Annotated in this window: 15 protein-coding genes; 11 read left to right on the top strand and 4 right to left on the bottom strand. The window is 66.0% G+C overall.

What is annotated here, in order from left to right:
* The first annotated feature begins 40 nt into the window (after positions 1 to 40).
* The 4 genes from ACQI5H_RS19285 to ACQI5H_RS19270 all read left to right on the top strand — a co-directional run bounded on the left by ACQI5H_RS19285 (position 41) and on the right by ACQI5H_RS19270 (position 5,589).
* The gene (locus tag ACQI5H_RS19285; RefSeq protein WP_427080929.1) at positions 41 to 1,690 is read left to right on the top strand and encodes a (2,3-dihydroxybenzoyl)adenylate synthase; all 1,650 of its coding nucleotides are present in this window, start codon (positions 41 to 43) and stop codon (positions 1,688 to 1,690) included.
* Positions 1,691 to 1,750: 60 nt separating this feature from the next.
* On the top strand, positions 1,751 to 2,176 hold the full coding sequence (locus ACQI5H_RS19280) for a hypothetical protein (protein ID WP_427080928.1): 426 nt from the start codon (positions 1,751 to 1,753) through the stop codon (positions 2,174 to 2,176).
* Between the two features lie 186 nt (positions 2,177 to 2,362).
* A complete protein-coding gene (locus ACQI5H_RS19275) occupies positions 2,363 to 2,761 on the top strand; it encodes an MmpS family transport accessory protein (RefSeq protein ID WP_427080927.1) in 399 nt (132 codons plus the stop codon).
* On the top strand, positions 2,758 to 5,589 hold the full coding sequence (locus ACQI5H_RS19270) for an RND family transporter (RefSeq protein ID WP_427080926.1): 2,832 nt from the start codon (positions 2,758 to 2,760) through the stop codon (positions 5,587 to 5,589). The genes ACQI5H_RS19275 and ACQI5H_RS19270 overlap by 4 nt, the downstream gene beginning before the upstream one ends.
* On the opposite strand, the gene ACQI5H_RS19265 is transcribed toward ACQI5H_RS19270, so the two are convergent.
* Positions 5,586 to 7,034, bottom strand: coding sequence for an FAD-binding protein (locus ACQI5H_RS19265; RefSeq protein WP_427080925.1), 1,449 nt, complete (start codon positions 7,032 to 7,034; stop codon positions 5,586 to 5,588). The two genes, ACQI5H_RS19270 and ACQI5H_RS19265, sit on opposite strands and share 4 nt — an antisense overlap.
* 115 nt (positions 7,035 to 7,149) lie before the next feature.
* Entirely contained in the window at positions 7,150 to 8,502 is a 1,353-nt protein-coding gene (locus ACQI5H_RS19260; RefSeq protein ID WP_427080924.1) for a salicylate synthase, read from the bottom strand.
* Between the two features lie 358 nt (positions 8,503 to 8,860).
* On the opposite strand from ACQI5H_RS19260, the gene ACQI5H_RS19255 reads away from it, so the two are divergent.
* Together ACQI5H_RS19255 and ACQI5H_RS19250 are read left to right on the top strand one after the other, a co-directional pair.
* On the top strand, positions 8,861 to 10,102 hold the full coding sequence (locus tag ACQI5H_RS19255; RefSeq protein ID WP_427080923.1) for a sodium-dependent bicarbonate transport family permease: 1,242 nt from the start codon (positions 8,861 to 8,863) through the stop codon (positions 10,100 to 10,102).
* 232 nt (positions 10,103 to 10,334) lie between these two features.
* Positions 10,335 to 11,558: a sodium-dependent bicarbonate transport family permease gene (locus ACQI5H_RS19250; RefSeq protein ID WP_427080922.1), complete on the top strand. Its 1,224-nt coding sequence runs from the start codon at positions 10,335 to 10,337 to the stop codon at positions 11,556 to 11,558.
* A 3-nt stretch (positions 11,559 to 11,561) separates the two neighbouring features.
* Here the strand turns inward: ACQI5H_RS19250 and hemW are convergent, their stop codons facing one another.
* Positions 11,562 to 12,734: a radical SAM family heme chaperone HemW gene (gene hemW, locus ACQI5H_RS19245; RefSeq protein ID WP_427080921.1), complete on the bottom strand. Its 1,173-nt coding sequence runs from the start codon at positions 12,732 to 12,734 to the stop codon at positions 11,562 to 11,564.
* 167 nt (positions 12,735 to 12,901) lie between these two features.
* Here hemW and ACQI5H_RS19240 point away from each other — a divergent pair, with 167 nt between their 5' ends.
* The 5 genes from ACQI5H_RS19240 (at position 12,902) to ACQI5H_RS19220 (ending at position 18,210) form a co-directional block, all read left to right on the top strand.
* Positions 12,902 to 12,994 carry an Ms4527A family Cys-rich leader peptide gene (locus ACQI5H_RS19240; protein ID WP_371328371.1) on the top strand — a complete coding sequence of 31 codons (93 nt, stop codon included), beginning with the start codon at positions 12,902 to 12,904 and terminating at the stop codon, positions 12,992 to 12,994.
* A 115-nt stretch (positions 12,995 to 13,109) separates the two neighbouring features.
* A complete protein-coding gene (locus ACQI5H_RS19235; protein WP_427080920.1) occupies positions 13,110 to 14,777 on the top strand; it encodes a nitrite/sulfite reductase in 1,668 nt (555 codons plus the stop codon).
* Positions 14,774 to 15,517, top strand: a complete 744-nt coding sequence (locus tag ACQI5H_RS19230) for a phosphoadenylyl-sulfate reductase (protein ID WP_427080919.1) — start codon at positions 14,774 to 14,776, stop codon at positions 15,515 to 15,517. Before ACQI5H_RS19235 ends, ACQI5H_RS19230 begins: the two co-directional genes overlap by 4 nt.
* Positions 15,514 to 16,236 (top strand): sirohydrochlorin chelatase, encoded by a 723-nt coding sequence (locus ACQI5H_RS19225; protein ID WP_427080918.1) that lies wholly within the window; start codon positions 15,514 to 15,516, stop codon positions 16,234 to 16,236. The genes ACQI5H_RS19230 and ACQI5H_RS19225 overlap by 4 nt, the downstream gene beginning before the upstream one ends.
* 24 nt (positions 16,237 to 16,260) lie before the next feature.
* On the top strand, positions 16,261 to 18,210 hold the full coding sequence (locus ACQI5H_RS19220; protein ID WP_427080917.1) for a gamma-glutamyltransferase family protein: 1,950 nt from the start codon (positions 16,261 to 16,263) through the stop codon (positions 18,208 to 18,210).
* 13 nt (positions 18,211 to 18,223) lie between these two features.
* Here ACQI5H_RS19220 and ACQI5H_RS19215 read toward each other — a convergent pair whose 3' ends face one another.
* The gene (locus ACQI5H_RS19215; protein WP_427080916.1) at positions 18,224 to 19,300 is read right to left on the bottom strand and encodes a sulfate/molybdate ABC transporter ATP-binding protein; all 1,077 of its coding nucleotides are present in this window, start codon (positions 19,298 to 19,300) and stop codon (positions 18,224 to 18,226) included.
* Between the last annotated feature and the right edge of the window lie 13 nt (positions 19,301 to 19,313).

Raw genomic sequence — 19,313 nt, 5'->3', positions numbered from 1 at the left:
TCACCGGGTCGCCGCCACTAGCCCCCCATTGAGGAGTCCGATGCCCGCAGAGACCGCGCAGCCGACGGCCGAAGGCCTCGAGGGATTCGTGCCGTTCCCGGCCGATCGGGCCGCCGCGTACCGGGCGGCCGGGTATTGGACGGGCCGGACCGTGGACGCGATCCTCGCCGACGCGGCCCGGCGCTGGCCCGAACGGATCGCCGTGCTCGACGCAGTGCCGGGCGAGCGACTCAGCTACGCCGAACTCGACGAGCGGGCCGACCGTGCGGCCGCGGGGCTGCGCGATTTGGGCATCGGACCGGGCGACCGGGTGTTGCTGCAGCTGCCGAACGGCTGCCAATTCGCGGTCGCGTTGTTCGGGCTGTTGCGCGCGCGGGCGATCCCGGTGATGTGTCTGCCCGGTCATCGGGCCGCCGAGTTGGGACACTTTGCCGCCGTGGGTCAAGCCAGCGCGCTGTTAATCGCCGACGCCGCAAACGGTTTCGACTATCGGGCGATGGCACGCCAGCTCGCCGAGGATCACCCCGCGCTCCAGCACGTCATCGTCGACGGCGACCCCGGCCCGTTCGTCTCATGGCGGCGGCTGTGCGAGTCCGCGGCGGCTGTAGACACCGTATCGCCCGTCGATCCGGAATCGCCTGCCTTGCTACTGGTTTCCGGCGGAACCACCGGCCTGCCCAAGCTCATCCCCCGCACGCACAACGACTACGTGTTCAACGCGACCGCGAGCGCCGCCGTCTGCGGGCTCACCACCGAGGACGTCTATCTTGTGGCGCTGTCCGCGGGCCACAACTTCCCCCTGGCCTGTCCGGGGCTACTCGGTGCGATGACGGTGGGCGCCACCACCGTGTTCGGCAACGATCCCAGCCCAGAGGCGGCCTTCGCCGCCATCGACCGGCACGGCGTCACCGTCACCGCCCTGGTGCCGGCGCTGGCCAAACTGTGGGCCCAGGCCTGCGACTGGGAAACGGTGACACCGAAGTCGTTGCGGCTCTTGCAGGTTGGCGGTGCCAAACTGGAGCCCGAGGATGCCCGACGGGTGCGCGCGGCGCTGACCCCGGGCCTGCAGCAGGTGTTCGGCATGGCGGAGGGGTTGCTCAATTTCACCCGTCCCGGCGATCCGACGGAATTGCTCGACGGGACCCAGGGCCGGCCCTTGTGCGCGGGTGACGAACTGCGCATCGTCGACGGCGCGGGCGAGCCGGTGGCGCCCGGCGAAGAGGGTGAGCTGCTGGTGCGCGGCCCGTATACCTTCAACGGTTACTTCCGTGCCGAACGCGACAACAAGCGCTGCTTCGATCCCGACGGGTTTTTCCGCAGCGGCGACCTGGTCCGCCGCAGGAAGGACGGCTACCTGGTGGTCACCGGGCGGGTCAAAGACGTGATCTGTCGCGGCGGTGAGACCATTGCCGCCGCGGACATCGAAGAGCAGCTGCTAAGCCACCCCGCCATCTTCTCGGCCGCGGCGGTCGCACTGCCCGACCCCTACCTAGGCGAAAAGATTTGCGTCGCCGTCGTTTTCACCGGCGAACCGGTCAGCCTGGCGCAATTGAATGCCTACCTTGACCGGCGCGGTGTGGCCGCGCATGCCCGGCCCGACATGTTAGTCGCGATGCCCTCGCTGCCCACCACACCCATCGGCAAGGTCGACAAAAAGGAGATCGCCCGCCAGGTCGGCGGCGTGGGCTGACACCGCGCGCCAGCCGAGCCCGTGGTGCTAGGTTCGACGTCTGGGCGAAGGAGCCGAACAATGGGTGAAGCTTTATGGGGTTTTCTGACAGTACTCGCCCTCATGCTGGCGCTGGTGTTCGCGGCGGTTGCTTTCGTCTTCACAATGCAGTTGCGCAACCGAACGCCTACCGCGATAGACGAAGAAATAGGCAGCGCCAGGGCGGTCACGCAAAAAGTGCGCAAACGCGAACCGCTGTCACGGGATGAGTTGGACTATGCGCAGCAAATCATCGCCGCCCGCAGCTCGTTGATGGCGTTGTCCATCCCCGGCGCTCTATTCATGTTGGGCTGCTTTTATGTGTTCGGCAGCCTTTACCACCTGCATGGGGCGACGCCCTCCGAGCGGACATTTCTCGGGGTTTTCCCCATGCTGGCCGGGATGAACCTCACTGTTCAGATTCTCAGAAGCGCAAGGCTGAAAAGGCGCCTGCGCAAGGCGTACTGAGGCGTTCCGGCGCCGTGCCGATCGTCTGGGCCCGGTCCCATTTCCCGTTAGGCACATGACCGTCTACTATCTGCATGGGCATGAAGGCGGGGGCGGGATGCGCAGACGAGATCCGGAACCGAAGTTCGGAGAGGTGATCGAGTGAGCCCTCGTTCGGTCGGCAGGACGGTCTTGGCACGCGTCTGGATGCCATTGGTCGCGGTCATTGCTATCGGCGTGGGCGCGGTGGCCATGGTGAAGGTGCACCAGTTCTCTAATCCCCCGCCCGTCATCACCGTCAATGAGCCGGCGGCGCCTCCGGAGTTCAGTATCAAACGGCTCACGTACGAGTTGTTCGGCTCCATCGGCGATGGCGGGATGCTGGTCTGGGTGGACATCAACGGGCATCCACACCAGGTTGATCTCACGACCTTGCCGTGGTCGCATACGGAGGCGACGACACTCACCGTGGTGTCCGGCAGCATCTCGGCGCAGGTTCATGGTGGTCAAGTCGGCTGCCGGTTGCGGGTGAATGGCGTTGTCCGCGCTGAACAATCCGATGCTCATCAGGACGCACACGTCTTTTGCCTGGTGAAATCCGCATGAGCGAACACCAGGCGCAGCCTCGGGCGAAGCGCCCCTTCGTCCCCAGAATGGTCCGCATCTTCGCGATACCGATCATCGCCTTCTGGGGCCTGCTCGCCGTGTCGACCAACACCTTCATGCCGCAGGTCGAGAGGGTTGCGGAAGAACTCGCGGGGCCACTGGTCCCGCACTACGCGCCGTCACAGCGCGCGCTGCTGAGCATCGGCGCGAAATTCCACGAGTCGAATTCGACCAGCCTGGCCATGATCGTGCTCGAAGCCAACCGGCCGCTGGGCGACGCGGATCATCGGTACTACGACGATCTGATGCGCCGGTTCAAGCAAGACCCCAAGCATGTGCAGTACGCCATGGATCTGTGGGGGAAGCCGATCACCGCGGCGGGGGCCCAGAGCCTCGACGGCAAGTGCGCATACGTGCTGTTGCGTCTCGCGGGCGATATCGGCCAGATGCAAGCGAATGAGTCCGTGGCCGCCGTTCGGGATATCGTCGCCAAGGACGCGCCGCCGCCCGGGCTCAGGGTCTATGTCAGCGGCGCGGCCCCGCTCGCCAAAGACACTGTGGCTATTGCCAATTCGAGCCTGAACAACATCACGATCGTGACGATCTTCCTCATCATTGCGATGTTGCTGCTGGTGTACCGCTCCATCGTCAACCTGTTTGTACCGTTGGCCGGAGTTCTGTTCGAGATGCTGGTCGCGAAGGGGGTTATTGCCACCCTTGGGCATCTCGGGTACATCGAGCTCTCGTCATTCGCAGTGAACATCGTCGTTGCGCTCACGCTGGGAGCGGGGACGGACTACGGCATCTTCTTGATGGGCCGCTATCACGAGGCCCGACACGACGGCGAAAGCAGGGAGGAGGCGTTTTACACCGCGTACAAGAGCGTCACACCCGTCATCCTCGGCTCGGGGCTGACGATCGCCGGGGCGTGTTACTGCCTGACCTTCGCGCGACTCAACTATTTCCACACCATGGGGCCGGCCGTCGCGATCAGCATGCTGTTTACCATCGCGGCAGCGCTGACGCTGGGCCCGGCCTTCTTGACCTTGGGCAGCCTTTTTGGGCTCTTCGACCCAAGGAGCAAGGCCAAGGCGCATCTGTATCGGCGGTTCGGGACGAGCGTGGTCCGGTGGCCGGTGCCGATCCTCTTCGCCAGCGCCGCCGCCGTTCTGCTCGGGGCGATCTTCGTGCCGACGTACCGGCAGAACTACGACGACCGCCAGTACCAGCCGCACAACTCCCCGGCCAACCTCGGTTTCCAGGCTGCCGACCGGCACTTCCCGAAGAGCAAGCTGTTCTCCGAGATGCTGATGATCGAGTCAGATCACGACATGCGAAACTCGGGCGACTTCATCTCACTAGACCGCGCGGCCAAGGCCCTCGAACGCCTTCCCGGCGTCGCGATGGTGCAAAGCATCACCAGGCCCATGGGCCGGGCTTTGGAACATGCCACCATTCCCTACTTGTTCACCACACAAGGCAGCGGGAGCGGTCAACAGCTCCCGTTCACCAAGCAGCAAAACGCCAATACCAACGAGCAGGCACAGATTACGCAGCACACGGTCGCGGTCTTGCGCAAAGAGATCGGCTTCTTCCAAACGATGTCGGATGAGATGCACAAGACGGTCATCACCATGGAGGACATGCAAAAGGTCACCGACGAGTTGAGGTCGAACCTTGCCAACCTCGAGGACTTCTTCCGGCCGATGCGCAGCTATTTCTATTGGGAGAAGCACTGTTTCGACATTCCCATCTGCTACGCATTCAGGTCGCTGTTCGAGTCGGTCGACGGCCTCGACAAAATGGCCGACGACATCAAGGACGCCGTAAATTCTCTCGAGGTCATCGACAAGACCTTGCCGCAAATCATCACGCAGCTGAAACTCACGGCCGACGACTCGGAGGCGTTAGCCTCTCTATTGGTCAGCACCTACGGCCAGTCTTCTCTGCAGTCCACCCAGACCGACCAGACATTCGAAGACCAGATCAACGTGGGGCTCGACTTCGACCAGTCCCGCAGCGATGACTTCTTTTACATCCCGCACGAGGGTTTCGACAACGACGACGTCAAAACCGGTATGCAGCTACTGATGTCGCCCGACGGCAAGGCGGCCCGGCTGATCATCACCCATGAGGGCGATGCCAACGGCCCCGAAGGCGTGCAGCATGTAGAACAGTTCCCCACCGCGATAACCGTGGCGCTCAAAGAGACCTCGCTGGCCGGCTCGAAGGTTTATATCGGCGGCTCGGGATCAACCAACAAGGACATCAAGCAATACGCCGCGTCCGATCTGCTCATCGTGGCGATCGCCGCCTTCGTGCTGATCTTCTTGATCATGTTGTTCCTCACCAGAAGTCTGATGGCAGCGATTGTCATCCCCGGCACGGTGGCCTTCTCCTACGCCGGGGCGTTCGGGCTCTCCATCCTCGTCTGGCAGCACCTGATCGGCCTGCCGCTGCACTGGTTGGTATTGCCGCTGACGTTCATCATCCTGGTGGCGGTGGGTTCGGACTACAACCTGCTGCTGATCCTTCGCGTCAAAGAGGAGCTGCACGCCGGAATCCACACCGGCCTGATCCGCGCGCTCGGAAGCACCGGCGGCGTAGTGACTTCCGCCGGTTTGGTGTTCGCGTTCACCATGCTGGCAATGCTCACCAGCGAGCTGCGCACCGTCGGCCAGGTGGGTTCGACCGTGTGCATCGGCCTGCTGCTCGACACGCTGATCGTGCGTTCGTTCGTCGTGCCGTGCATCCTGCGAATCCTCGGGCCATGGTTCTGGTGGCCCACCCTGGTGCGGTCGCGTCCGTTACCCCAGCGAGCGGGCTAGAAGTTCAGCCCGGAGAACATGATCCGGCCGGGGTCGTACTTCTGCCGTACGGCGGTCAGCCGGGACAGGTTCGGGCCGAAGTACCGCGACGGCGGCTGGTTGGCCTCGATGTAATTCACGTACCCGCCCACCGAATACTGTTGCACCGCTTGGTGTGCCGTGTTCAGCCAGCTGGTCGCGGCCGCCGGGTCACCGGTTTCGACGTACCACTGCACCAGGGCGGACTGCTGGCGCCACGGATACGCCGTTGCTCCCGGTGCCACGCTCGCGAGCGCACCGTCGAGCGCGTGCATGATGGCCAACATGCGGCCCGCACCGCGCGGGAAGGCATTGACGGCCGAGGCGATCCCCTGGGCGACCGCGGCGTTGACGGTCGGAAACACATCGGATCCGCCGACATATCCCAGCGGCGACGGGTTGAGGTTTCCCACGGCCAGATAGTTCACCAGGTCCATGTAGTTGAACGTGTGACTCTCGGTGCCGGACGGTTGCATTCCCACCGCCCGGGTGATCGCGGCCGCGGTGCCGTTACCCGATCCGGCCGGGCAGGTCGCCAGAATCCGGCAATGCGTGCCCATCGGGTCGACGGTGGCGTCGGCCAGTGCCCAGCTGTTCCGGTCTGCGGTGCGCAGCCAATTCTGCCAACCGACGAGCACCTGGGCGAACGACTGTGGCGGGAAGTTGAGGTTCACGGCGTCGACATCCTTGGTGGGGAATGTCGCGAAGGTCAGCGCGGTCGTCACGCCGAAGTTGCCGCCACCGCCACCGCGCAGCGCCCAGAACAGGTCGGGATTGCTGCCGGCGGACGCGGTGACCGCCTGGCCGCTGGGCAGCACCACGGACGCCGACGTCAACTGATCGCACAGCAGGCCCGCGTGCCGGGACTGGGCGCCCATTCCGCCGCCCAGGGCGTGCCCCGCGGCCCCGACCGAGGGGCAGGTACCCGTCGGGACGCCGCGACCGGCCGCGGCCAGGGTGCGGTGCATCGTGTACAGACTGGTCGCCGGCGTCACGGTGACCTGCCCGGTGAAGGCGTCGTAGTTGGCGTCCCCGGGCAGCTGTCGCAGGTCGAGCACCATGGCGCCATTCGCGGTGGACGCCCCGATATAGGAGTGCCCACCACTGCGCGGAGCGACCTTGAGGTTGTTGGCGGCGGCGAAGGCCATCGCCTTTTGCACGTCCGCCGCCGATTTCGGGGTGACGATCGCCGCCGGCGTATAGCCGTTGTAGTTGGTGTTGAAAACCTGCTTGGCAGAGCCGAATTGGGGACTATTCGGTAGCAATACCTCGCCGCCGAGGGCGTTCGACAAGCCGTCCCAGCCGGTGGCATTCGGAGCGGCGTTGGCCCGCACCCAGCCGACGCGGCCCGATCCGAACACCGCGCCCGCGGCCAGTGCCCCGGCGGCGCCGCGCAGGAAAGCCTGCCGCGAGATTTCACGCGCCATCGTCGGGCTCCCGCGATTGCGTCATGTTCCGCATTCTCGACCACGGAAAACGCGGGGCCGCGCGACGTGACGCGGGGTGACACAAACGTGCCCCAACCGTTACCCGGCTGGACTGCTAGCGACGCGCAACCAAATACGGCGCCAGCGTGGAGAGCTTCTCGCAGGTCTCCTCGAACTCGCGCTCGGGGTCCGACGCCGCGATGATGCCCGCGCCGGCCCTCAGCCACGTCGCACCGTCGCGCTCGTAGGCCGCCCGCAGCGTCAGCGCGGCGTCCAGGCCACCGTCCGCTGAAATCATCACCACCGCACCGGAATACAGGCCGCGCGGGTGATCGTCGAGGCGCAGGATGGCCTCCACACCCGCCGCCTTCGGGATGCCCGACGCGGTGACCGCCGGAAAGAGCGCTTCGAGCGCGTCCATCCGGTCGCGTGAGGGGTCCAGGCGCGCGCTGATCGTCGAGCCGAGGTGCTGCACACTGCCGCGCTCCCGCACAGTCATGAAATCGGTGACCACCGGCGTGCCCGGCACGGCGACCTCGGTGATCTCGTGCAGCGAGCTGCGGACCGAGATCGCGTGCTCGACAATCTCTTTCGAATTCGATTCGAGATCATCACGAGCCTCGCGGTCGCGCGCGGGACCACGACCCAGCGCACGGGTTCCGGCCAGCGGCTCGGTCACCACTTCGCCACCATTACGGACCGCGGCGACAAGTTCGGGGCTGTAGCCGACGGCGCGAATTCCGCCCAGGCGCAACAAAAACGACCGCACCGGGGTGTTATGCCGACGGCCGAGCCGATACGTGGCCGGGAAGTCCACCGCGAAAGGCACGTCAACACAACGAGACAGGATCACCTTGTGGTAGTTGCCCGCGCCGATCTCGCCCACGGCCGTCGCTACGCGATCGCGGTAGCCGGACGGGTCGGCGGTGACCTCGACTTCGCGGGCGTCGCCCACACCCGGGACACCGGCTTCGAGTAGGCCGAGCACCGCCTCGCGGTGAGAAGCTGCCGCGTTGAATAGCTGAACCGTCTCGGCGGTCACCACGATGCGGGTGCGTGGCCAAAACAGTCGGGCCAGCGGGGTTCGCGGCGACAGCCGCTGCTGCAGCCCGTAGCGGTAGACGCCGAATTCAAACGCGATCCAGCCGAACACTTGATCGGTTTCCAGCAATAGCCGGTCGACGGTTTCACCCAGGACCGGGCCCGGTCGACCGGACCACTGTTGCCGCTGAATCACGCCGTCGCGGATGACGCGCAGTTCGTCGCTGTCCAGTTCGACCATGGCTTGCACACCGCTGGCCAGCACCCATTGACCACCGTGCTCGTAGAGCAAGTACTCCTCGCCGAACCGCTCGGGCAGCACCGCGGCCAGCTCGGCTGCGAGGTCGGCGGGGTCGATATGGGCGGGGAGCGGAATCGGCGGTGACGTGGTGCCGGCGGAACTCGGCGAAACGCTGACGTCGGTCACGGTTAGTAAATGTAGCCTAACCTATGTAACGGTTCGCAAGCCCCGCCGCGTGACGTCACAGTCGGCACTCCCCCGGCGTGTCCGGGCGACACCAATGCCACACAGCGAATCCCCAGAAAAGTCACAGTGGATTCACGTCTAGCGTCGCTTACACCGGCCGACCAGCGGCGCTGTGACCACGATCTTTGGCAAAATCAGCCATTCGGATTCCCCTGTGTAAAACAGGGCCGCTTCGCGCTGTGTCCGACTGGCGGACGCCTACCGGCGGGGTTAAATTCTTGCACGGTCTTGGGAGTTCTTGGTTGCCCGGTCGCGGACGGTGCTTCCCCTGATCGTCGCTTCAACAAGAGAGGCACCAATGCTGCAAGAGTTCTGGCACAACTTCACGCACAACCTGTTCAAGCCGCTCCTGCTGTTCTTCTACTTCGGATTCCTGATTCCGATCCTCAAGGTGCGGTTCGAGTTCCCGTACGTGATCTACCAGGGCCTGACGATGTATCTGCTGCTGGCCATCGGCTGGCACGGGGGCGAGGAGCTCGCCAACGTCAACGCCTCCAGCGTCGGGGTCATCGTGGGATTCATGGTGCTGGGCTTCGTGCTGAACTTCGTGATCGGCGGCATCGCCTACCTGCTGCTCAACCTGCTGACCTCCCTGAAAAGCGTCGACCGCGCAACGGTGGCCGGCTACTACGGGTCGGACTCCGCGGGAACGTTTGCCACGTGCGTGGCCGTCCTAACCGCGGTCGGCATCGCCTTCAACGCCTACATGCCCGTCATGTTGGCCGTCATGGAGGTTCCCGGTTGCCTGGTGGCGCTGTATTTGGTGGCGCGCCTACGACACCGTGGGCTGGACTCGGCGGGGTACATGCCCAACGAGGCCGGGTACACGCCGCCCGTCAAGGTCGGAGTCGGTCCCGGCACGCCGGCGCGGCCGCCGCAGGGCGCGAGCCTCGAGTCCGAGGACGAGCGCGCGCTGGAGCAGGAGCTGGAGCTCTCGCTGGAGAAGATGGAGCATCCCGAGTGGGAGCCCGAGCGGAGCCCTGCGACGGTGCAGGCCAAGGCGCCCCTGTTCTCCCGCGAGCTCTTCCAGGAGGTATTCCTCAACCCTGGGCTGGTCCTCCTGTTCGGCGGCATCGTCATCGGCCTCATCAGTGGGTTGCAAGGGCAGAAGGTTGTTGCGGACGACGACAAGTTCTTCGTGTTGGCGTTCCAGGGCGTGCTGTGTCTGTTCCTGCTGGAGATGGGCATGACGGCGTCGCGCAAGCTGAAGGACCTGCGAACCGCGGGCCTCGGTTTCATCTTCTACGGGCTGGTGGCGCCGAATCTCTTTGCGACGCTGGGGATTTTCGTCGCCTACACCTACGCCTACCTGACCCACACCGACTTCAAGACCGGAACCTACGTGCTGTTCGCGGTGCTGTGCGGTGCGGCGTCCTACATCGCCGTGCCGGCGGTCCAGCGCCTGGCGATCCCCGAAGCGAGCCCGACGTTGCCGCTGGCCGCGTCGCTGGGTCTGACGTTCTCCTACAACGTCACCATCGGCATCCCGCTCTACATCGAGATCGTCCGAATCGTCGGGCACTGGTTCCCGGGCACCTAGCGGCGACAAAATCGGCGCGGCCACAGCGGTATTCGGCCGTCGCGATGGCCGCGGTGCCGACGACGGAATGCCGTGCGCTTCCTCCGCGATGCGGGCGTGTTAATTGTTCGTAAAGACCGCTTCACCAAGTTGACTGCGCTGCAGTGAATCCTCATGGTTCTAGTGAGTCCTCGGACGCCGCGCGTCAGTTTGCCGCTCCCGACTCGGCCGGGCTAGCTCACCAGGAGGCGCGATGCTTCAGGAGTTGTGGCTGAACTTCACCCACAATCTCTTCAAGCCGCTGTTGCTGTTCTTCTACTTCGGCTTCCTGATCCCGATCCTGAAGGTGCGCTTCGAGTTCCCGTACGCGATCTATCAGGGCCTCACCATGTACCTCCTGGTGGCCATCGGGTGGCAGGGCGGTGAAGAACTCGCCAAAGTCAAACCGGCCGACATCGACAACATCGCGGGCTTCGTGGCGGCGGGCGTCGCGTCGAATTTGGTGATCGGTGCCCTGACCTATTTCCTGTTGAGGTACCTGACCCGGTTGCGGCGGATCGACCGGGCGACGGTCGCCGGTTACTACGGATCCGATTCGGCGGGAACGTTTGCCACGTGCGTGGCCGTACTGACGGGCGTCGGTATCGCCTTCGACGCCTACATGCCGGTCATGTTGGCCTTCATGGAGATTCCCGGCTGCCTGGTGGCGCTGTACCTGGTAGCCCGGATGCGGCATCGGGGGATGGACGAGGCCGGGTTCATGCCGGACGAGGTTGGATACACGGCCCCCGCAAGGGTCGGGCCGGGCGCGGCTACCCAGCGAGTCGGCGGCCTCACCGACGACGACACCGAGCGCGGGATCGAGGAGGAGCTGGAGTTCTCCCTGGAAAAGGGGGCGCACCCCGAGTGGTACGCACAGACACCGGGGCGCTTGAAGGCACCGTTGTTCTCGCGCGAAATCCTGCGGGAGGTGTTCCTCAATCCCGGCCTGATTCTGCTCGTCGGCGGGATCGCGATCGGCTTCATCAGTGCGCTGCAGGGGCAGAAGGTCGTTCACGACCAGAACGAGCTCTTCGTCGCGGCGTTCCAGGGAGTGCTCTGCCTGTTCCTGCTCGAGATGGGCATGTCGGCGTCGCGCAAGTTGCGCGATCTCAGGCTCGCCGGCGGCGGGTTCATCTTCTTCGCCTTGCTGGCGCCGAACTTGTTTGCCGCGCTTGGCATCCTGGCCGCCCACGCCTACTCCTACCTCACCGACACCCACTTCCAGCCGGGCACCTATGTGCTGTTCGCGGTGCTGTGCGGCAGCGCGTCCTACATCACGCTCCCGGCGGTGCAGCGCCTGGGCATCCCCGAGGCCAGCCCTACCTTGCCGCTGGCCGCCTCGTTGGGTTTGACGTTTTCCTACACCGTCACCGTCGGGATTCCGCTCTACATCGAGATGGTTCGCGTTGTCGGGCACTGGTTCCCGGCCACCTGAGAACTACCCGAGCAGCGTTCGCACGACCGCGTCGGCAAGCAGTCGCCCGCGCGGCGTGAGGACCAGACGCTCGCCCTCGGGCTCCAATAATCCGTCGGCGACGACGGCTTGCGCACGTTCGCGTTCGGCGGAGTCCAGCTGGTCCAGCGGAAGCCCTTGGCGCAGACGGGTTTTCAATAGCACGTCTTCGGTATGCAAGGCATCGGGCCCGAGCTGCTCGAACCCCGCGACCGGCAGCGTGGCACGCGCCAGCATCTCCGCGTAAGTGTTGGGGTGCTTGACATTCCACCATCGTGTCGCGCCGACGTATCCGTGCGCGCCGGGGCCCGCCCCCCACCATTGGCCGCCGTCCCAGTAGCCGAGGTTATGCCGGCACTCCCCGCCCGGCCGGGACCAGTTGGACACCTCATACCAGTGCATCCCGGCCGCCGACAGCTTCGCGTCGACCAGCTCGTAGCGATGCGCCAGCACGTCGTCGTCGGGGGCGTCGAGCTCACCGCGCCGGACCCGCCGGGCGAGCGCGGTGCCCTCCTCGACCAGCAGGGCATACGCCGACACGTGATCGACGCCCGCCTCGAGGGCCGCGTCGACGGAACGCATCAGGTCGTCGTCGGTTTCCCCCGGAGTTCCATAGATCAGGTCGAGGTTGACGTGATCGAAGCCCGCGGCCATCGCCTCGCCGGCCGCGGCGCCCGCTCGCCCGGGCGAGTGCACCCGATCGAGGGTCGCCAACACGCGTGGGGCCACCGACTGCATGCCGAGCGACACGCGCGTGTATCCGGCCGCGCGGATGGCATCGAAGAATTCCGGCCAGGTCGATTCGGGATTGGCCTCGGTGGTCACCTCGGCATCCGGGGCCAGCACGAACTGGTCGCGCACCATGCCCAGCAGCGCGGCCAGGCGTTCGCCGCCCAGCAGTGACGGCGTTCCGCCGCCGACGAAAACCGTGTTCACCGTCGGGGCGTCCAGCCGTGCCGCCGCGAGTTCGAGCTCCGCGCGCAGCGCCTCCAGCCAGGCGTCGGGGTTGACGCCACCCAACTCCGCCGGCGTGTAGGTGTTGAAGTCGCAGTAGCCGCACCGAGTGATGCAGAACGGGACATGCACATACAGCCCGAACGGCCGCCCATGCGTCGCCTGCATGTCGGGCAGGTCTGCCGGTGCGTCGGGAAGGGCCATGCCAAATCTTCCCACGGCCGGCGTGATGGGCCGGGTGCCCGATGCTTCCCAGGGAATACTCGGCTTTCGCAGGCCGTTCGCCCAGGGTGGATCGCTAGTTTTAATCACCGTGAGGAGAAATTTCACCTGGTTGCGAAGCTCGTCGGTATTCATGGCAGAATGGGCGCGTGACCGTCGCCAACCGCAGCCTGCGTATCGCCCTCGTGGCGCGGCGGCATATCGACCTCAAGCGCGTCTGTAGCTGTTGCTGTCTGCCTTGACGTCGTAGACCCAGCCCACCTGTACCTCCAGCTGGCCCCCGGATCTGCGCAGCCCGGAGATACCGGTTTCCTGCGCGCTGATGGCTGACAACGTTCGCGAAGGAGAACCCCCCGAATGACCACAGCACGTCCCGCAAAGCCCCGAAGTGAGGGCCAGTGGGCGCTGGGTGATCGCGAGCCGCTGAACCCCAACGAACAGATGAAGCAGGCCGGCGCCCCCCTCGAGGTCCGCGAGCGCATCGAGAACATCTATGCCAAGGGCGGATTCGACAGCATCGACAAAAGCGACCTGCGCGGTCGTTTCCGCTGGTGGGGCCTGTACACGCAGCGCGAGCAGGGTTACGACGGCACGTTCACCGGCGACGACAATGCCGAGTTGCTCGAAGCCCAGTACTTCATGATGCGGGTGCGCTGCGACGGCGGCGCGCTGTCGAGCGCCGCGCTGCGCACGGTGGGCCAGATCTCGACCGAGTTCGGCAGGGACACCGCCGACATCTCGGACCGTCAGAACGTGCAGATCCACTGGGTCGAGGTGGAAAACGTCCCGGAAATCTGGCGCCGGCTCGACGATGTCGGCTTGCAGACCGCCGAGGCGTGCGGTGATTGCCCGCGCGTGATTCTGGGCTCGCCGCTGGCTGGTGAGTCACTCGACGAGGTGCTCGATCCCACCTGGGCGATCGAGGAGATCGTGCGCCGCTACATCGGCCAGCCCGACTTCGCCGACCTGCCGCGCAAGTACAAGACCGCCGTATCCGGTCTGCAGGACGTCGCGCACGAAATCAACGACATCGCGTTCGTCGGCGTCAACCATCCCGAGCACGGCCCGGGGCTGGACCTGTGGGTCGGCGGCGGCCTGTCCACCAACCCGATGCTGGCCCAGCGCGTAGGGGCCTGGGTCCCGCTGGACGAGGTGCCCGAGGTGTGGGCGGCGGTGACGTCGATATTCCGCGACTACGGCTACCGGCGGCTGCGGTCGAAGGCACGCCTGAAGTTCTTGATCAAGGACTGGGGCATCGAAAAGTTCCGCGAAGTTCTCGAAACCGAATACCTCAAGCGCCCGCTGATCGACGGCCCGGCGCCCGAGCCGGTCAAGCATCCGATCGATCACGTCGGGGTGCAGCGGCTTAAGAACGGGCTCAACGCCGTCGGGTTCGCTCCGATCGCCGGCCGGGTGTCCGGCACTATCCTCTCGACGGTCGCCGAGCTGGCCGAGCGCGCCGGTTCCGACCGGATCCGGTTCACCCCCTACCAGAAGCTGGTGGTGCTCGACGTCCCCGACGACAAGCTCGACGATCTGATCGCGGGCGTCGAGGCGCTGGGTCTGCAGTCCAAGCCCTCGCATTGGCGCCGAAACCTGATGGCGTGCACCGGGATCGAATTCTGCAAGTTGTCGTTCGCCGAAACCCGGGGCAAGGCACAGGGTCTGGTGCCCGAGCTGGAGCGTCGTCTCGAGGACATCAACTCCCAGCTGGACGTGCCGATCACGGTCAACATCAACGGTTGCCCGAACTCGTGCGCGCGAATCCAAGTCGCCGATATCGGGCTCAAGGGTCAGATGGTCGACGACGGCCATGGCGGCTCGGTCGAGGGCTTCCAGGTTCACCTGGGCGGCAGCCTCGGCCTGGACAGCGGATTCGGACGAAAGCTGCGTCAGCACAAGGTCACCAGCGACGAGGTGAGCGACTACATCGACCGGGTGGTGCGCAACTTCATCAAACACCGCAACGAGGGAGAACGGTTCGCGCAGTGGGCGATTCGCGCGGAGGAGGCCGACCTGCGATGAGCGATCAAGCAACGATGCCGAGCGAGGCCGCATTGCGTGAGCTGGCGGAGCGGGGCGCCGCGGAACTCGAAGGCGCTAGCGCATCCGACCTCCTGCGCTGGACCGACGAGAACTTCGGTGGCATCAACGGACCCCGCGGCTGGGCCACGTGCAACTACGTGGTGGCCTCAAACATGCAGGACGCCGTGCTGGTCGATCTGGCCGCCAAGGTGCGCCCGGGTGTGCCGGTGCTCTTCCTGGACACCGGCTATCACTTCGTCGAAACCATCGGCACCCGCGACGCGATCGAATCCGTATACGACGTCCGGGTTCTCAACGTCACGCCGGAACACAGCGTCGCCGAACAGGATGAACTGCTGGGCAAAGACCTGTTCGCCCGCAACCCCGGTGAATGCTGCCGGCTGCGCAAGGTCGCCCCGCTGGGCAAGGCGTTGCGCGGTTACTCCGCCTGGGTGACCGGACTTCGCCGCGTCGAGGCGCCGACGCGCGCCAATGCGCCATTGATCAGCTTCGACGAAGCGTTCAAGCTGGTGAAGATCAACCCGCTGGCGGCGTGGAGCGATCAAGACATGCAGAACTACATCGACGAACACGATGTGTTGGTCAATCCCCTTGTCTACGAGGGCTATCCGTCGATCGGCTGCGCTCCCTGCACCGCCAAACCCGCCGAGGGCGCCGACCCGCGCAGTGGCCGCTGGCAGGGGCTGTCCAAGACCGAATGTGGGTTGCACGCCTCGTGACCACCCTCGTGCTGACGGCACACGGAAGTAGGGATCCACGATCGGCGGCCAATGCGCGCGCCGTCGCGGACCGGGTTGCGCGCCTGCGGCCCGGCCTCGATGTGCGGCTGGCGTTCTGCGAGCTGAACTCCCCCAGCCTGGTCGACGTGCTCACCGGCCTGACCGGCGTGCGCGAGGCGGTGGTCACCCCGTTGCTGTTGGCGAACGCCTACCACGCCCGCATCGACATCCCGGGCCAGATCGCCCAGTCGGGTGTCGATGTAGCCCAGGCCGATGTGCTGGGCGAAGATCCACGCCTGATCTCGGTGCTGCGGCAGCGGGTTATCGACTTGAGTGTTTCCCGGCACGATGACCGGGTTGGCGTGCTCGTGGCGGCGATCGGGTCGTCCGACGCTATGGCCAACGCGCGCACTCGGCAGATGGCACCCCAACTGCTGGCGGGGACGAGCTGGGCGGGTGCGACGACGGCGTTCGTGACCCGTCCGGAACCGTCGCTGGCCGAGGCCGCCGGCCGGTTGCGGCGGCAGGGCGCCCGACGGGTCATCATCGCGCCGTGGTTCCTGGCGCCGGGGCGCCTGCCGGACCGCGTGCGAAGTTTCGCGGACTACGCCGGCATCGAGCTGGCGGAACCGCTAGGCGCGCACCGGCTGGTGGCCGAGACGGTGCTGGACCGCTTTGATGAGGCCCTCAATTCTCGAATCCAGGGCATCGCGGCCTGATTCCCGTTCAGTACACTTCGGGTGTTGAACACGCCCTTGCCAATTGGAGCCGCGCTGGCTGCGCTGGTGCTGTCGCTGGCTGGGTGTAGCGGCGGAAACCACGCGGCCGCGCCCAACGCGGCGGGCCCGTGCGAGATCGTGGCCAATGGCACGCCCGCGCCCAAGACGCCGTCGGCGCCCGCGGTTTCATCGCCGTCGTCGCGTAATACCGCGAAGAATCCCGAGATCGCGAGCGGCTACCGCAGCGACATGACCGTCGTGCAGACCGCTCACTACGCGGTGGCCACGGCCAACCCATTGGCGACCCAGGCGGCGTGCCGGGTGTTGCGGGACGGGGCGACGGCCGCCGACGCCTTGGTGGTTGCCCAGGCGGTGTTGGGGCTGGTCGAACCGCAGTCCTCGGGCCTCGGCGGCGGCGGATTCGTGCTGTACTACGACGCCCACACCGGCGCGGTGCAGGCCTACGACGGCCGCGAAGTCGCCCCCGCGGCGGCGGGCGAGAACTACCTGCGCTGGATCAGCGACAGCGATCAGGCCGCACCCAAGCCCAACGCGCGCGCCTCGGGGCGCTCGATCGGAGTCCCGGGTATCCTGCGGATGCTCGAGCTCGTGCACAACGACCACGGGCACACGCCGTGGCCTGACCTCTTCAACTCCGCAATGGCGTTGGCCGACGGCGGTTTCGACATCAGCCCCCGGTTGGCCGCCGCCATCGCCGACTCGGCCGCGCAGCTGCGTGGTGACGCGCAGGCGCGCGGGTATTTTCTCACTCCCGACGGTGGGCCCAGGGCCGCGGGAACGCGCCTGACGAACCCCGCGTACTCAAAAACGTTGTTCGCCATAGCCTCCGGGGGCATCGGCGCGTTCTACACCGGCGCCATCGCCCGCGACATCGTCGCGGCGGCGGCCGACACGTCGGAGGGCCGCACGCCGAGCCTGATGACGAGCGAGGATTTGGCGGGCTATGTCGCGAAGAAACGCGAACCGCTGTGCACGACGTATCGCACCCGGCAGGTCTGCGGCATGCCCGCGCCGTCATCGGGCGGCGTCGCGGTGGCGGCCACGCTAGGAGTCCTCGAGCATCTTCCGATGGGCGACTACCCGCCCAGCCGTGTCGATCTCAACGGCGGCCGCCCGAGTGTCATGGGCGTGCATCTGGTTTCCGAAGCCGAGCGGCTGGCCTACGCGGACCGCGACAAATACGTCGCCGACTCCGATTTCGTCGGACCGCCCGGCGGCTCACTCAACGCGCTGATCGACCCCGGCTATCTGGCCGGTCGCGCCGCGCTGATCTCACTGCAGCGCTCGATGGGGATCGCCAGGCCGGGCGACTTCGGCGCGCCCACCGGTGTCGCCCCACCCGCGCCGGAGCACGGCACCAGCCATGTCAGCATCATCGATTCCTACGGCAATGCGGCCGCGTTCACCACGACCATCGAGGCTTCGTTCGGCTCCTTCCACATGGTCGACGGATTCGTCCTCAACAACCAGCTCACCGATTTCGCCGCCGAGCCCCGCACGCCCGACGGGGCGCTGGTGGCCAACCGCGTCCAGCCCGGAAAGCGGCCGCGCAGCTCGATGGCGCCGACGCTGGTGTTCGATCCCGGGCCGGGCGGCCGGGGCCCGCTGTACGCGGTGACGGGCTCGCCCGGCGGTTCCACGATCATTCAGTACGTTGTGAAAACACTTGTGGCGATGCTGGATTGGGGACTCAACCCGCAACAGGCTGTGTCCCTGGTCGATTTCGGCGCCGAGAACTCCCCGCTTATCAATGTCGGCGGCGAGGATCCCGAAATCAACGCCACGGATAACGGCGACCACGACCCGCTGGTGCAAGGACTGCGGGCACTGGGACATCAGGTCAACCTGGCCGACCAGTCCAGCGGCCTCTCGGCGATCACCCGCAATTCGTCGAAGTGGACCGGCGGCGCCGACCCGCGCCGCGATGGTTTGGTCATGGGCGACAACGGATAGCGGCCGCCGCCCGCTACGCCGTCGTGAGTGTCGTCTGGTCTTCGTCGGCGTCGCCGACGGTGTCGCTGCCGACTATCGGGGGCACGCGGGTGGCGCGCACGTACACCGTGTCGCCGTCCCGCAACGCCAGCGCCTCGGCGTCACCCCGGGTGATCTGGGCGGTGAATGCCCCGCCGGTGGCCGCGCTGGTCAACTCCACGCGAACCTCGAAACCCAGTGCCACCACCCGGTCGACGACGGCGCGCACGACGCCGATGGACTCGGCGGTGCCGTCGCCGCCGGCGATCGCCATGTCCGGTTTGCGCCCGACCCGGATGTCGTGCGGCCGGACCAACGCGCCGTTCAATGCGGAAACCGCGCCCAGGAAGGACATCACGAACGCGTTCGCCGGGGAGTCGTAAACCTCAGTGGGAGAACCGACTTGCTCGATGCGGCCCTTGTTGAGCACGGCGATCCGATCGGCGACGTCCAGCGCCTCGTGCTGGTCGTGGGTGACCAGCACGGTGGTGACGTGGACTTCGTCATGCAGGCGCCGCAACCAGGCCCGTAGGTCCTCGCGGACCTTGGCGTCCAGGGCGCCGAACGGCTCGTCGAGCAACAACACTTCAGGATCGACCGCCAGTGCCCGGGCCAGCGCCATCCGCTGTCGTTGACCACCGGACAGTTGGTTGGGGTAGCGGGTCTGAAATCCGCTCAGCCCCACCACTTCCAGCAGGTTGTCGACCTTCTCCTTGACCTCGGCCTTCGGCCGCTTGCGAATCCTGAGCCCGTACGCCACGTTGTCGCGAACGGTCATGTGCTTGAACGCCGCATAGTGCTGGAATACGAATCCGATGCCGCGGCGCTGCGGCGGCACCCGCGTCACGTCACGACCGTTGATCGTGACTGTTCCGGTGTCGGGTTGATCGAGGCCGGCGATGGTGCGCAGCAGGGTTGATTTTCCCGACCCGCTGGGGCCCAACAACGCCGTCAGCGAACCGGCGGGTACGACGAAATCCACGTCGTCGAGCGCGACGAAATCGCCATAGCGCTTGTTGGCGTCGCGCACGACGATGGCATTTTCGCGCTGGTCGGTCTGGGCGGATGTCATAAAGTCCCCTCGT

It is taken from the genome of Mycobacterium heidelbergense (assembly GCF_050205645.1).
Classification (GTDB): domain Bacteria; phylum Actinomycetota; class Actinomycetes; order Mycobacteriales; family Mycobacteriaceae; genus Mycobacterium; species Mycobacterium heidelbergense_A.
Note: the sequence above shows the minus strand (reverse complement) of the source record. Positions and strands in the feature narration are given on the sequence as shown.

Bases quoted from the DNA above. Each gene is read 5' to 3' on its own strand.
- hemW (WP_427080921.1), bottom strand. From the start codon at position 12,734: ATGGCCCTTCCCGACGCACCGGCAGACCTGCCCGACATGCAGGCGACG.
- ACQI5H_RS19270 (WP_427080926.1), top strand. From the start codon at position 2,758: ATGAGCGAACACCAGGCGCAGCCTCGGGCGAAGCGCCCCTTCGTCCCC.
- ACQI5H_RS19215 (WP_427080916.1), bottom strand. From the start codon at position 19,300: ATGACATCCGCCCAGACCGACCAGCGCGAAAATGCCATCGTCGTGCGC.
- ACQI5H_RS19275 (WP_427080927.1), top strand. From the start codon at position 2,363: ATGCCATTGGTCGCGGTCATTGCTATCGGCGTGGGCGCGGTGGCCATG.
- ACQI5H_RS19255 (WP_427080923.1), top strand. From the start codon at position 8,861: ATGCTGCAAGAGTTCTGGCACAACTTCACGCACAACCTGTTCAAGCCG.
- ACQI5H_RS19285 (WP_427080929.1), top strand. From the start codon at position 41: ATGCCCGCAGAGACCGCGCAGCCGACGGCCGAAGGCCTCGAGGGATTC.
- ACQI5H_RS19235 (WP_427080920.1), top strand. From the start codon at position 13,110: ATGACCACAGCACGTCCCGCAAAGCCCCGAAGTGAGGGCCAGTGGGCG.
- ACQI5H_RS19250 (WP_427080922.1), top strand. From the start codon at position 10,335: ATGCTTCAGGAGTTGTGGCTGAACTTCACCCACAATCTCTTCAAGCCG.
- ACQI5H_RS19280 (WP_427080928.1), top strand. From the start codon at position 1,751: ATGGGTGAAGCTTTATGGGGTTTTCTGACAGTACTCGCCCTCATGCTG.
- ACQI5H_RS19230 (WP_427080919.1), top strand. From the start codon at position 14,774: ATGAGCGATCAAGCAACGATGCCGAGCGAGGCCGCATTGCGTGAGCTG.
- ACQI5H_RS19265 (WP_427080925.1), bottom strand. From the start codon at position 7,034: ATGGCGCGTGAAATCTCGCGGCAGGCTTTCCTGCGCGGCGCCGCCGGG.